The organism is Streptomyces sp. NPDC001890 (assembly GCF_042891445.1).
GTDB lineage: Bacteria > Actinomycetota > Actinomycetes > Streptomycetales > Streptomycetaceae > Streptomyces.
In genome coordinates this window covers 126,685-139,781 of the sequence record NZ_JBIATE010000019.1, presented here as the reverse complement: position 1 = coordinate 139,781, position 13,097 = coordinate 126,685, and the positions used below count along the sequence as shown (strand labels likewise).

10 protein-coding genes are annotated in these 13,097 nt (G+C 71.1%); 4 read left to right on the top strand and 6 right to left on the bottom strand.

What is annotated here, in order from left to right; translation table 11 throughout:
- Nucleotides 1-4: 4 nt before the first annotated feature.
- Nucleotides 5-1,498 carry a M1 family metallopeptidase gene (locus ACFYY1_RS32775; protein WP_388592018.1) on the top strand — a complete coding sequence of 498 codons (1,494 nt, stop codon included), beginning with the start codon at nt 5-7 and terminating at the stop codon, nt 1,496-1,498.
- 130 nt (nt 1,499-1,628) lie between these two features.
- Entirely contained in the window at nt 1,629-2,678 is a 1,050-nt protein-coding gene (locus ACFYY1_RS32770) for a LacI family DNA-binding transcriptional regulator (RefSeq protein WP_388592016.1), read from the top strand.
- Here the strand turns inward: ACFYY1_RS32770 and ACFYY1_RS32765 are convergent.
- Nucleotides 2,641-3,558 carry an oxygenase MpaB family protein gene (locus ACFYY1_RS32765; protein WP_388592014.1) on the bottom strand — a complete coding sequence of 306 codons (918 nt, stop codon included), beginning with the start codon at nt 3,556-3,558 and terminating at the stop codon, nt 2,641-2,643. The two genes, ACFYY1_RS32770 and ACFYY1_RS32765, sit on opposite strands and share 38 nt — an antisense overlap.
- A gap of 295 nt (nt 3,559-3,853) precedes the next feature.
- Here ACFYY1_RS32765 and ACFYY1_RS32760 point away from each other — a divergent pair, with 295 nt between their 5' ends.
- Complete coding sequence (locus ACFYY1_RS32760) at nt 3,854-4,852, top strand: oxygenase MpaB family protein (RefSeq protein ID WP_388592012.1); 999 nt, start codon at nt 3,854-3,856, stop codon at nt 4,850-4,852.
- Here ACFYY1_RS32760 and ACFYY1_RS32755 read toward each other — a convergent pair.
- From ACFYY1_RS32755 to ACFYY1_RS32740, 4 genes are all read right to left on the bottom strand, one after another.
- Entirely contained in the window at nt 4,770-5,402 is a 633-nt protein-coding gene (locus ACFYY1_RS32755; protein WP_388592010.1) for a TetR/AcrR family transcriptional regulator, read from the bottom strand. The two genes, ACFYY1_RS32760 and ACFYY1_RS32755, sit on opposite strands and share 83 nt — an antisense overlap.
- 105 nt (nt 5,403-5,507) lie before the next feature.
- Entirely contained in the window at nt 5,508-8,198 is a 2,691-nt protein-coding gene (locus ACFYY1_RS32750) for a M4 family metallopeptidase (RefSeq protein WP_388592008.1), read from the bottom strand.
- A gap of 131 nt (nt 8,199-8,329) precedes the next feature.
- Nucleotides 8,330-9,436: a helix-turn-helix transcriptional regulator gene (locus ACFYY1_RS32745; RefSeq protein ID WP_388592006.1), complete on the bottom strand. Its 1,107-nt coding sequence runs from the start codon at nt 9,434-9,436 to the stop codon at nt 8,330-8,332.
- A gap of 83 nt (nt 9,437-9,519) precedes the next feature.
- The gene (locus ACFYY1_RS32740; RefSeq protein WP_388592004.1) at nt 9,520-9,996 is read right to left on the bottom strand and encodes a macro domain-containing protein; all 477 of its coding nucleotides are present in this window, start codon (nt 9,994-9,996) and stop codon (nt 9,520-9,522) included.
- Between the two features lie 129 nt (nt 9,997-10,125).
- Here ACFYY1_RS32740 and ACFYY1_RS32735 point away from each other — a divergent pair, with 129 nt between their 5' ends.
- Nucleotides 10,126-10,857, top strand: coding sequence for a MerR family transcriptional regulator (locus ACFYY1_RS32735; protein WP_388592002.1), 732 nt, complete (start codon nt 10,126-10,128; stop codon nt 10,855-10,857).
- Nucleotides 10,858-10,891: 34 nt separating this feature from the next.
- On the opposite strand, the gene ACFYY1_RS32730 is transcribed toward ACFYY1_RS32735, so the two are convergent.
- Entirely contained in the window at nt 10,892-13,063 is a 2,172-nt protein-coding gene (locus tag ACFYY1_RS32730) for a 3-hydroxyacyl-CoA dehydrogenase NAD-binding domain-containing protein (RefSeq protein WP_388592000.1), read from the bottom strand.
- Nucleotides 13,064-13,097 lie beyond the last annotated feature (34 nt).

Here is a 13,097-nt window from a genome sequence, read left to right as displayed (position 1 = left end):
TTCCGTGCACCGCAGATTCATCGTCCCGAGCGCAATCGCGGCCTCCCTGCTGCTGGCGATCCCGGCCTCGGCCGCCGAAGGCACCGTGGGCGCCCCGGGCATCGGCGACGCCTACTACCCGGCCAGTGGCAACGGCGGCTACGACGTGTCCCACTACGACCTGCGGCTGAAGTACCAGCCCTCGACCGATCTGCTGGAGGGCACGGCGACGATCCTCGCCACGACCACCGAGGAACTCTCCCGTTTCAACCTGGACTTCGGGCTGGACGTCTCCGAGGTGCGGGTGAACGGCAGGAAGGCCGGCCATGTGAAGAACGGCGAGCAGGAGCTGGAGATCACCCCGGCCGCCCCACTGGCGAAGGGCAAGGACGTCTCGGTGGTCGTGCGGTACGCCGGGAAGCCCTCCGAAGTGAAGATCAACGGCTGGACGTCCTGGGTCCGCACCCCGGACGGCGCGGTGGCCGCCCAGGAACCGGAGTCGGCCGCGTGGTGGTTCCCCAGCAACGACCACCCGCTGGACAAGGCGACGTACGACATCTCCGTCTCCGTCCCGGACGGCACCCAGGCGATCAGCAACGGCACGCTCCAGTCGCAGAGTTCGAAGCTCGGCTGGACCCGCTTCAACTGGCGCTCCGCCCGGCCGCAGGCGACGTATCTGACGACGCTCGCGGTCGGCAGGTTCGACATCACCACGGACACCACCGCGGACGGGCTGCCGGTCGTCAACGCGTACAGCAAGGACCTCGGCGCCAACGCCGGTGCGGCCCGCGCCAGCATCGAGCGGACCACCGAGGTCGCCGAGTGGCTGACCGAGGTCTTCGGTCCGTACCCCTTCGAGGCGCTCGGCGGCTACTCCCCCAATGTGACGAGCGGATTCGCGCTGGAGACCCAGACCAGGCCGTTCTACAGCCCGAAGCAGTTCGCCAACGGTGCCAATGTCTCGGTCGTCGTCCATGAGCTGGCGCACCAGTGGTACGGCGACAGCGTGTCCCTCAAGGGCTGGAAGGACATCTGGATCAACGAGGGCTTCGCCCGGTACAGCCAGTGGCTGTGGTCGGAGAAGGAGGGCGAGGGAACCGCGCAGGAACTGGCGGACTACGTCTACTCCCTGCACCCGGCCGACGACCCCTTCTGGAAGGTGAAGCCGGGCGACCCGGGTCCCGACAACCAGTTCGACGCGGCCGTCTACGACCGGGGGGCGCTGGCGCTCCAGGCGCTGCGCGACGAGCTGGGCGACGAGACGTTCTTCGCGCTGCTGAAGGGCTGGCCCGCGGAGCACGCGTACGGGAACGCGAGCGTGAGCGACTTCGTCGCGTACGCGGAGCGGGTCTCGGGCAAGCCGCTCGCCGCCTTCTTCGACACCTGGCTGTTCCAGCCGACGCGGCCCGGGGCCCCGGCGGCGGCCAGGACGTACGCCCCGGACGCCGCCGCGCAGCCCGCCCGGCCCGCCTCGTGGAAGAAGATCGCGGCCACGAACTCCGTGCACGAGCACCGCTGACCGGTCCGGGCAGCGCCGCCCCTTCCCCCTGGTGGGGGGGCGGTGGTGCCCGGCGGCGGGCCGGGGGCGCCGGTTAGGCTGACGGCTCCGGCCGCCTCCGGCCCGATCCCGCGTGTACGAGGAGCGTCCCTTGCCCGGTCCGTCCCACGATGCCGATCGCGACGCCCGCCCCACCCTGGAAGCCGTGGCGGCCCGTGCCGGGGTCTCCCGGGCGACGGTCTCCCGGGTGGTGAACGGCGGGGCCGGGGTACGCGAACCGCTGGTGGACCGGGTGCGCAAGGCGGTCGAGGAGCTCGGCTACGTACCGAACCACGCCGCCCGCACCCTGGTCACCCGGCGCAACGGCGCGGTCGCCGTGATCATCGACGAGCCGGAGTTCCGGATCTTCTCCGACCCCTTCTTCTCCCGGCAGATCCGCGGCATCAGCCGTGAACTGACCCTGCACGACTCCCAGTTGGTGCTGCTCCTGGTGGAGGGCAGCGGGGACTTCGACCGGATCGCCCGCTATCTGGCGGGCGGCCATGTGGACGGCGCACTGGCGTTCTCGCTGCACACCGGCGACGAACTCCCCGCGATCATCCGCAGGTTCAAGGTGCCCGCGGTCTACGGCGGCCGTCCGGGCCGGCCGGGCGCCGCGTCCGAACCGGCCGTCCCATACGTCGACTGCGACAACCGCGGCGGCGCGGCCGCGGCCGTACGCCATCTCGTCGCCCTCGGGCGCCGGAGGATCGCGCACATCGCCGGACCGCGCGACCAGACCTCGGCCCTGGACCGGGTCGACGGCTACCGCGATGTGCTGCCCGACGCCGATCCGGCCCTGCTGGCGGACGGCGACTTCACCGTGGAGGGCGGTGCGCGGGCGATGGCACGACTGCTCGACCGCCGGCCCGGCCTGGACGCGGTCTTCGCCGCCAACGACCTGATGGCCTCGGGCGCCCTGCGGGTGCTGCGCGAGCGCGGTCGCGTGGTGCCGAAGGACGTGGCCCTGGTCGGCTTCGACGACATGGCCTCGATAGCCGAGGCCACCGATCCGCCGTTGACGACGGTCCGTCAGGACGTGGAGGGCATGGGCCGCTTGATGGTACGGATGCTGATGAGCCGGCTCGACGGCGAGGCCGGGGGCGACGAGCGGGAGTCGGTGATCACGCCGACCGAGCTGGTGCGCCGGGCCTCCGCCTGAGAGCCTGCCGGCCGCGGAGGCCATGGCGGTGGGCCGCCCGTGCCCTGCGCGCGTACGGCAGATAGCGCAGCCGCTCGGGGAGCACGGGCACCACCCGCCGCACCACCCCGCAGAACCGCCGCAGTGCGCGCTCCTGCTCCTGCGTCCACTCCAGCCCGATGGCCTCCCGCGCGTCCGGCGGCATCAGTCCGATGGTGACGAAGCGCCGGAACCGGGCCAGCGGCGGGAACAGCACCGGCCACAGCACCCTCAGCAGCAGCCTGAGCGGCAGCGGCCCACGGTCCGGCGGCGGTACGGGACGATCGGTGGCGACCAGGTCCTCGACGACCGCGGTCGCCTCGATCTCCTCGGCGAGCACCTTCCGGTAGTACGGCCAGAACTCCTCGATCGTCTGCGGCATGTCCCGGTCGTGGATGCCGAGGATCCTGCCGACCTGGAGCCACTCCCGGTACAGGGCGCGTTCCTGTGCCGCGGTGAGCGGCCGGACGAGATAGCGCGCGCCGTGCTGGTAGACCGGGAAGCCGGTGGCGTGCACCCAGGCGTAGTTCTCCGGTGACAGCGCGTGGTAGCGGCGCCCCCGGGTGTCGGTGCCCTGGATGGTGCGGTGCAGTACGCGCAGCCTGCGCCCCTCCTCCGCCGCCGCCTCGCCCCCGTACACCCAGAGCTGGAGCGAGCGCAGGGACCTCTCGCCGCGCCCCCAGGGGTCGGTGCGGAAGACGGAGTGTTCGTCGACCCCGGCGCCGACCGCCGGGTGGGCCACCTGGAGGGTGAGCGCGGCGGGCAGCATCAGCAGGGCCCGGATGTCGCCCGAGAGGCTCCACAGCACACCGCCGGGCGGGGGCGGTGCGGGGTCGGCGCCCCTGGCCGGTTCGCTGTGCATACGGTGCTCCCGACGGTCGGCGGGCGCACGGCTCGGCGCCCGGTCCCTGCGTGATCCAGTATGCGAGCGCCCCGGGAGCCCCGCGCACCGGCCCCCCGCCCCACCCCGCCGTATCCCCGGCAGTCGGTGGTGTTGACGTGACTCGTGAAACAAGTCGATAGTATTTGTAACTTTGACTCCCGCACCCGACGGCACGTCATATCACTTGTGGATCAGGCGAGTTGGCCCGTCGCGCAGCGACAACCCATGGAAGCGGGCCCACAGGGAGTCGGCCACACGGACAGGAGGGCGCACGATGGGCCGATACAGCCGCCTGCACGAGATACGCCGGATGGATCCGGCACGCGACTACGCCGAGATCCTTCGGCTGATGTCCCAGTACGAGTTCCCCTGGGACTACCGGCAGGGGGTGAGCGTCGCCTTCCTCCGGGACTACGGCGTTCCCCGGATCTCCGTGCTCCTCGACCGGACCCAGGAGTTCGAACGGGCCGGGCAGAAGCGGTACGACGACACGGTGCTGATCGCGTACGAGATGGCCGTCGACGGCTTCGATTCGGAGCGCGGACGGGCTGCCGCGCGTCACCTCAACCGGATCCACGGGAGGTACCGGATCCCGAACGACGACTTCCGCTACGTCCTCGCGACCACGGTCGTGGGGCCGAAACGCTGGATCGACCGGTTCGGCTGGCGTCCCCTGTGCGCCCAGGAGGTCCAGGCACTGGTGGAGGCCGGCCGGAAGACGGGGGCGATGATGGGCATCGAGGGGGTGCCCGACACGTACGAGGGGTTCGAGCGGCTCCTCGACTCCTACGAGGAGCGGATGTTCGCGTACGACCCGGCGAACCGGCGGGTGGCGAACGCCACGTTCCGGGTGATCGCGAGCTGGTACCCGCGACCGCTGCGGCCCCTGGTGGCGAGGTTCGCGCTCGGGGTGCTGGACGAGCCGCTGCTGGCGGCGCTGGGCTTCCGGCCGCAGCCGCGGTGGGTGCGGGCCTCGGCGTCGGCGGCCCTGCGGCTGCGCGCCCGTTGTGTCCGTGGACTGCCGGCCCGGCCACGCGGGTTTCCCGCGCGCCCGCGGCCCCGTTCGTACCCCTTCGGCTGGCGGCTCGACGACCTGGGACCGCACTGGGCCGGCAGCCGCCCCGTGGAACCCCTGCCCGACGAGAGGGACGGCGAGAAGGGCGGCGAGAAGGGCGGTCACGCCGGTGGCGCTACCCGGCAGCGAGCAGCGGCACCAGATAGCGACGGGCGAACTCCCGCACCTGGGTGTCGTCGTCGAGCTCGAAACAGCTGACGGGGTTGAGGAGGAAGGAGACGGTGATCCGCACCATCAGTTCGGCGACCGGGGTCGGATCGCTGGCCGGCCGGCCCTCCGCGCGCCGGGCGTCCCGCAGCCGGTCGGCCAGGTACTCGCGGATGGCGAGGAAGGCCGGCCCGCTCTCCAGGGTCAGGAACGGCAGCATCGTCTCGGGCTCCAGCCTCAGCAGACCGCCGACGAGCGGATGCTCGCGGATGTGCCGGAGCACCGCGGCGAAGCCCTCGACGAGCCGGTCCTGTGTGGTCGGCAGCGCGGCCACGGCGCCGTCCACCTCCACGACGAAGCGGCGGTACTCGCGCAGCAGACAGGCGGAGACCAGGCTGTCCTTGTTGCCGATCCTCCGGTACACGGTCACCCGCGAGACCCCGGCGCGCTTGGCGACGTCGTCGACGGTGGAGCGCCGCAGCCCGAAGGTCGTGAACTGCTCGCGCGCGGCGTCCAGGATCTGCTCGCTCAGCGCGTCGGAGGGCGGCGCCGTGCGCAGCGCCAGGGCCAGCCCTGTCTCGTCGGTGCTCCGTGCCGTCATGGGCCCTCTCCCGTTCCGCCGCGTCCGCCCCACCCTAAGCGGGCAGGGCGCCCACCGGAGTCCGGTGGGCGCCCTGCCGAAGGTGCGGTGTCCTGGCCGGGGGTACTACTCGCAGGTCCCGGCGAACGTCTCGCGGGTCACCACGTCGGTGGCCGCCGCGGTCGTGTCCAGCCAGGCGACGCGCTGGCCGTCACCGAGCGACGGGGCCAGCTGGGAGCCGGAGGAGCAGGAGACGCGGGAGAAGTTGTTGACCCCCGCGACCACGTCGGCGGTCTTGGAGACCTTCACCTTCGTCGGCCCGTTCCAGGAGCCGAGCGCTCCCCAGAAGTCGTACGTGGAGTAGGCGAAGTACTCGTCGTTCACCGAGAACTGGGCGAGGTAGATGCTCGACGGGTAGCGCAGCGTCGCCGCCTTGGACAGGTCGTCGAGCGGAGCCGACACGAACTTCGAGGACGGAATCAGGAAACCGCCCGTCTCCCGCCAGAAGACACGGTCCGAGGTCAGCTGGATGTCGGAGACGTAGTCGAAGATGAAGCCGGTGATCCGCTTCTTCTGCGTGGTCTCCTTCGCGATGTCGTACACGTACACCCAGGTGCCGTCCCCGCCGGCCCAGGCGATCCGGCCGTTCTTCATGGCGAGGTGGCTGGCCTTGGTGCCTGCCTCCGGGGTCACGTCGACCGTGGTGCCGTCGGCCTTGCGGAGCATGACGTCCTGCTCGCCGTCGGCGGTGGTGCTGATGTAGGCGAGCGCGCCGTTCTCGGTGACCGGCTCGGTCTCGTCGGCGTCCGGGCGGTCCACCAGCTTCTTGATCGCGCCCTGGCCCTTCTCGCCGGCCCGGTAGATGCCGATGCCGTCGGCGGTGATACGGGTGAAGGCGATGCGGTCGTCGTCCAGGGAGGGGTCGAGCAGGTAGGCGTCCTTCTGGGCCAGTTCGTGCTGCGGCTCCTTGCTGAAGCGGCCCACGGTGATGCCGAAGGCGGCGCTGCCCTGGTCCCAGGCGATGGCGTCGCCGTGGCTGATGGCGTAGACGTCGCCGTTGATCTGGGCGGCCTGCTCGTCGACGCCGCCGTAGACCTCGTAGGCGGGCAGGATGTCGGCGCCTATGGTGGTGCCGTCGTGCGTGCCGCCCTTCTTCTCCCAGCCGGTCTCGATGCCGTGGTCGTCGAAGGCCTTGGTGATGACAGCGAGATCGGCATTCGAGACGTTCAGGGACTTGGCCGCGAGAAGGACCGCGTTGCGCATGTCGGTGAAGCCGGACAGCGGGGTGAGGTAGTTCTGCGCGGACCGGTAGACGATCCGGTCGGCGAGCTTGCTGTCGAGGTTCTTGCGCATGTCCCACAGCGCGCCGCCGACGATGGTGGAGTTGTAGTGCACCCCGCCGTTGTCGATGTCGAGCGTGATGGGCTCGTAGTCCTTCTGTGCGTTGCGCCCGTCGTTCAGGTCGCGCAGGGCGCACTCCTCCAGCGGCTTGGTGCCGTTGCAGAGGTACTCCCCGATGAGGCCGGACGTCGGGTCGCTCATCGCGACGCCCTTGTCGGCGGTCTCCATGGCGTTGCCGAAGTAGTCGGATATCGCCTCGTTGAGGGCGCCCGACTGGTTGAGGTAGACGAGTCCGGCGGAGTGCTCGGTGACACCGTGCGTCATCTCGTGGCCTACGACGTCCAGGCCGACGGAGAGCGGTACGCCGTCCATGTGGCCGTAGACCATCTTGGAGCCGTCCCAGAAGGCGTTGGCGTAGTCCTTGCCGTTCGCGGCGACGTTGACGACGGAGTAGATCGTGCCGCCCTTGCCGTCGACGCCGTCGCGGCCGATCTGGTTCTTGTAGTACTCGTACACCTTCGCCGCGTTCAGGTGCGCGTCGACCGCGCCCGAGGCGGTGTTGGCGCCGTCGAAACGGTCGCTCGCCGATGTGCCCAGCCGGATGTCGTCGGTGACCGGGCCGCCCGCGACGTCCGTGTACTGCTTGCGGTTCGCGTCGTACGTACGGATCTGGCCGCCGGTCTGCGGGTACATGGCGCGCGTGGAGTCGACGAGCGTGTACGAGCCGTCCGCCTCCTTGTTGACGTCCAGCTTCGCCTCGGTGCCGTCGACGCGTACGCCGGTCCCCTGCGCGGGCGACGCGTCGGCCGCGTCGATGTTGTTGTACGAGAGCGCGATGCCGCCCACCCGGGCGTCCACGTACACCTCCTGGCGCACCGGGCTGCCGTTCGCCTTGCCGCCGGTGACCGTGAAGTGCCAGGCCAGCCTGCCGCCCTGGGCGTCGGGCAGCACGGACAGACCGTGTGCCTCGGTCTTCGCGCCCTGCACGCCCGACAGGCCGCGGTCGAGCGTGAACATCCGCTGCTTCGCGGTGGCTTCGCTCACCTTCGGCGTGGTGGAGACGGTGAGGTCCGTGTAGAGCGTGCCGGTCGCGGAGGTGACCTGCTGACCGCCGTCCGCGGCCTGGGTCTGCACCGCGTACTCGGCGCCGAAGACCGGGACGCCGTCGTGCTTCTGCTGGAAACGCACCGAGGACTGCTTGCCGTCCTTGGTGGTCCTCACCGTCCTGAGGTCGGAGACCGGAACCTTGTACGTGTCCTCATGGGCCTTGATGTGGGCCCGCGCGGCCTCGGCCGGGGTGCCCTCGCGGGCGGTCCTGTCCAGGCCCTGCGTCATCGCCGGGGCGACACCCACCGGGTCCGTCGTCTGCGCCGCGGCGGTGTCGTCCGCCCAGGCCGGCGCGGCCAGCAGCGTCGCGCCGGTCGCGGCGGCGACCACGCCGGTCGCCAGCATCCGCAGCACGCTCGTTCGTCTCACGGAACCTCCCCATCGCACACCTGCGCCCGGGCCGTCGGGGCCCCGGGCGTTGACGTGCTGATCGTTCGCCATGGGCGGTTGTGCGAACAAGGGATGGAGCTGGCGCGAAAGTGCCGTGGCGTAATTACGCCTCAGGAGTACTCAGCAGTAGGCGAGTTGCCCGAATCATGGGGCAGCCATCCGGCGCGTGCGGCGTACCAGCCGAGCTGGAAGCGGGTCGCCGCGCCCACTTCGTCCATCAGCGCGTGCAGCCGCCGCTGGACGGTGCGGTGGCCCATGCCCAGCTGGCGGGCTATGGCCGCGTCGGTCAGGCCGACGTGCAGGAGGGCCACGATCTGCCGGTCGACCGCCGCGACCGGGGCCTCGTTCTCCCCCTCCGTACCGGAGGCGTTCAGCCGCCAGCCCTTGTCGAAGTGCTCCTCGAAGAGCGAGACCAGGGCGGTGAGCAGACCCGTCCGGTGCACGACGAGCGCCACCGGTTCCGCCTCGCGCTCGGGATAGAGGGGCAGCAGCGCGACACGGCGGTCCACGATGGCGAGCTTGATCGGCAGCCGGTCCGTGACGGAGATGTGCTGGCCCTGGGCGACGCAGGAGGCCAGCAGGGCCCCGGTCGCCGGATGCTCCAGCCATTCCCGTTCGACGACGCTGCGCACGGTCACCCCGCGCCGCATCATCTCGGAGTCGACCTCTTCGTGGTTGTCCTCGAAGCTGAGCACCGCGGGCACCCGCCTGGTCGGCACCAGGGTGCACACCTCGCTCCTGGCCTGGCGCTGCATGGTCAGCAGGCGCCGCCGGATCGCCGCCGGACCGGACAGCACCTCCACCGGCGCACCCGACGCGTGCGACTGCGCGGCGCGGTGGCGTTCGGTGAGGTCCCCCACCAGCGACTCGACCCGGTGCAGCGCGGACCGGCGGGCTTCCAGGAGCGGCCCGAGCGCGAGGACGGGCGAGGCGGCCCGGTACCGGACGGTGCCGTCCCCTTCCGGCAGGGCGGCACTGACGAGCCCGCGGTCGACGAGCGAGCCGAGGACACGTGTCACCGCCGAGCGGTCCAACGGGCCCGTGAACGCGTCCGGTTCACTGTCGGGGCGGTCCACCAGCAGCCGGTAGACCGCGTCCTCGTCCGGTCCGAGGCCGAGCAGGGTCAGCAGCTCCCCGTCCACCGGGCCGCCCGGCGCGACGGCATCGGGACGTGCGGGCTCTTCGCGCCCCGCCTCGGCACCCTCCACCGGACCCACCCCTCTTCCTGCCGCCCGTCGGCCGGGGTCAGGCTATCCGGCGGATTTCCGCAGGCCGAGGCCCCCGGGGACGCCGACAGCCCTCAGTCGAAGTCGTAGACCGTCACCGGTATGCCCCGGCCGGTCAGCCGCTTCTCTATCAGGGGTTCCACCCGGGACCACTTCCCGCCCGCGAGCCCGCAGCCGATCCGCGGCATGTGGACCGAGGCCCCCAGCTCGCGGGCCCGCCCGGCCACCGCGTCCAGCCCCGTGTCGATCGCCTCGTAACGCACCGGGACCCCGTTGCTGCCCCTGCGCATCCCCCGCTGGCCCACCATGTTCGCCACCCAGATGTACGGGCTCACCTGCACGAACTGCACCGCGCCGAGGGCGAAGTCATTGCCCGCGCGCTCCCGGTGCCACCGGCGGTAGGCCGCTTCGGGTCCGGGCCAGCGACGCGAGAGCGCCAGGACGAATCCCTTGCCCCAGCCGCCCAGGTCGTTGCAGACGTGGACGATCAGCTTGACGCCCTGGCCGTGGGGCGCCGTCGCGTCCCCCTGTACGTACGTGATCTCGGACATGGCACCAGGCTAGGTCGCACCTCTGACAACCAGGCACTTTCACATCACTGGTGAGACAGCAATACTGTTGCACCGGGGTGGGCCGCGCGTTCAGCCGCTCGCCCTCAGGGCCGGACACGAGGAGCAGAGATGGCGACCGGGACCGAGGAGCCGACGCTCACCGTCGACGAGCTGGCGGCACGCGCCGGTGTCACGGTACGCACCGTGCGTTTCTACAGCACCCGGGGCCTGCTGCCGCCCCCGGTGATCGGGCCGCGACGGGTCGGGCACTACGGCCACGAGCACCTGTCCCGGCTCGCGCTCATCGAGGAGCTCCAGCACCAGGGCATGACGCTGGCCGCGATCGAACGCTATCTGGAGCAGCTCCCGCCGGATCTGAGCGCCCACGACCTGGCGATCCACCGTGCGCTGGTGGCCTCCTGGGCACCGGACTCGGCGGAGGACGCGACGCGGGCGGAGCTGGAGCGGCGGGCCGGCCGGGCGCTGAGCGAGCAGGACATCGCGCGGCTGGCCGCGATGGGGGTGCTGGAGCACGCGGAGCCGGTCGACGGCAGCTACCGGGTGGATCCGGGGCTGCTGCGGCTCGGGGTCGAACTGCTCGGCGTGCCCATCGCCCACGAGACGATCCTGGCCGCCCGCACGGTGCTGCTGGAACACTCCCGGTCCGCCGCGCAGGAGCTGACCCGGCTGTTCCGGGACGAGGTGTGGGGGCCGTACCGGGAGCGGGAGTCGGACCCCGAGCACGTGGCGGCGATGAAGTCGCTGTCGGCCCATATGCAGCCGATGGTGATCCAGGCGCTGGTGACCGCGTTCCAGCGGTCGTTGAAGCAGGAGCTGCGGGCCGCGTTCACGGCAGAGTGAACGCGGCCCGCGGGGCGGGCGCCGGCCGTGGGGCTCAGTCGTGGAAGGTCTCGCCCTTCTCGGCCTTCTCCACGAGCAGCGCGGGCGGCAGGAAGCGGTCGCCGTACCGCTCGGCGAGTTCCCGGGCGCGGGCGACGAAGCCGGGCAGGCCGCCCTCGTACCCGTTGATGTACTGGAGCACGCCGCCGGTCCACGGCGGGAAGCCGATGCCCATGATGGAGCCGATGTTGGCGTCGGCGACGGTGATCAGGACGTTCTCCTCCAGGCAGCGGACGCTGTCCAGCGCCTCGGAGAACAGCATCCGCTCCTTCATGTCGACGAAGGGGATGTCGGCGTCGGCCTTCGTGAAGTGCTCCCGCAGTCCGGGCCACAGGCGGGTGCGCTTGCCGCTCTCGTCGTACTCGTAGAAGCCCGCGCCACCGCTGCGTCCCGGCCGGCCGAACTCGTCGACCATCCGGTCGATGACCGCGTCCGCCGGGTGTCCGGGCCAGGTGCCACCGGCCTCCTCGACGGCCCGCTTCGTCTCGTTGCGGATCTTGCGGGGCAGGGTGAGCGTCAGCTCGTCCATCAACGAGAGCACCTTGGCCGGGTACCCGGACTGTGCGGCGGCCTGCTCGACGGAGGCGGGCTCGACGCCCTCGCCGACCATGGCGACGCCCTCGTTGATGAACTGGCCGATGACGCGCGAGGTGAAGAAGCCGCGCGAGTCGTTGACGACGATCGGGGTCTTCTTGATCCGGCGGACCAGGTCGAAGGCGCGGGCCAGGGCCTCGTCGCCGGTCTTCTCGCCCTTGATGATCTCGACCAGCGGCATCTTGTCCACGGGCGAGAAGAAGTGCAGCCCGATGAAGTCGGCGGGGCGCTCCACGCCTTCGGCGAGGACGGTGATCGGCAGGGTCGAGGTGTTCGAGCAGAGCAGCGCGTCCGGCTCGATGATGTCCTGGATCTCCTGGAACACCTTGTGCTTGAGCGCGGTGTCCTCGAAGACGGCCTCGATGACGGCGTCGCAGCCCGCCAGATCGGCCGGGTCGCCGGTCGGGGTGATCCGGGCCAGCAGTTCGTCGCGCTCGGCCTCGGTGGTGCGGCCCCGGGAGAGCGCCTTGTCGAGCAGCTTCTCGCTGTACGCCTTGCCCTTGGCCGCGGCCTCGGTGGAGACGTCCTTGAGGACGACCTCGATCCCGGCGCGGGCGCAGGAGTACGCGATGCCGGCGCCCATCATCCCGGCGCCGAGCACCGCGACCTTGTCGACCTGGCGCTCCTCGATGTCCTTGGGGCGGCTGGCACCGGAGTTGACGGCCTGGAGGTCGAAGAAGAACGCCTGGATCATGTTCTTCGCGACCTGGCCGGTGACCAGCTCGGTGAAGTACCGGGCCTCGATGGTCAGCGCGGTCTCGAAGTCGACCTGCGAGCCCTCGACGGCGGCGGCCAGGATGTTGCGGGGCGCGGGCATCGGGGCGCCCGCGAGCTGCTTCTTCAGGTTGGCCGGGAAGGCCGGCAGGTTGGCGGCGAACTTCGGGTTGGACGGGGTACCGCCGGGGATCCTGTACCCCTTGACGTCCCAGGGCTGCTGGGACTCGGGGTGGGCGTCGATGAAGGCGCGGGCCTTTTCGAGCATCTCCTCGCGGGTGGCGGCGACCTCGTGGACCAGGCCGTTCTCCAGGGCTCGCCGCGGGGTGTACTGGGTGCCCTGGAGGAGGACCTTCAGCAGCGCGTCGGCGATGCCCATGAGGCGTACGGTGCGGGTGACGCCGCCACCGGCGGGCAGCAGGCCGAGGGTGACCTCGGGCAGGCCGATCCGGGAGCCGGGGGCGTCGAGGGCGACGCGGTGGTGCGAGGCGAGCGCGATCTCGTAACCGCCGCCGAGCGCGGCGCCGTTGATGGCGGCGACGACGGGGATGCCGAGGGTCTCGATGCGGCGCAGCGAGTTCTTGATGGCGGTGCCGGTGTCGAAGGCCAGCTGGGCGTTCTCCGGACCGATCCTGATCATGTCCTTGAGGTCGCCGCCCGCGAAGAAGGTCTTCTTGGCGGAGGTGTAGATGATGCCGCGGATGGTGTCCTTCTCGGCCTCGGCGCGGTCGGCGACGGCCGCGATGGAGTCCTTGAACGCCTGATTCATCGTGTTGGCGGACTGGTTCGGGTCGTCGAGTACGAGGGTGACGACGCCCGTCTCGTCCTGTTCCCAGCGGATGGTCGTGCTCTCGGTCATTGCGGTTCTTCTCCGTAAGCAGGGATGGCCGGGG

Bases quoted from the DNA above. Each gene is read 5' to 3' on its own strand.
- ACFYY1_RS32755 (WP_388592010.1), bottom strand. From the start codon at position 5,402: ATGACGGCACGGAGCACCGACGAGACAGGGCTGGCCCTGGCGCTGCGC.
- ACFYY1_RS32765 (WP_388592014.1), bottom strand. From the start codon at position 3,558: ATGCACAGCGAACCGGCCAGGGGCGCCGACCCCGCACCGCCCCCGCCC.
- ACFYY1_RS32740 (WP_388592004.1), bottom strand. From the start codon at position 9,996: ATGTCCGAGATCACGTACGTACAGGGGGACGCGACGGCGCCCCACGGC.
- ACFYY1_RS32730 (WP_388592000.1), bottom strand. From the start codon at position 13,063: ATGACCGAGAGCACGACCATCCGCTGGGAACAGGACGAGACGGGCGTC.
- ACFYY1_RS32760 (WP_388592012.1), top strand. From the start codon at position 3,854: ATGGGCCGATACAGCCGCCTGCACGAGATACGCCGGATGGATCCGGCA.
- ACFYY1_RS32735 (WP_388592002.1), top strand. From the start codon at position 10,126: ATGGCGACCGGGACCGAGGAGCCGACGCTCACCGTCGACGAGCTGGCG.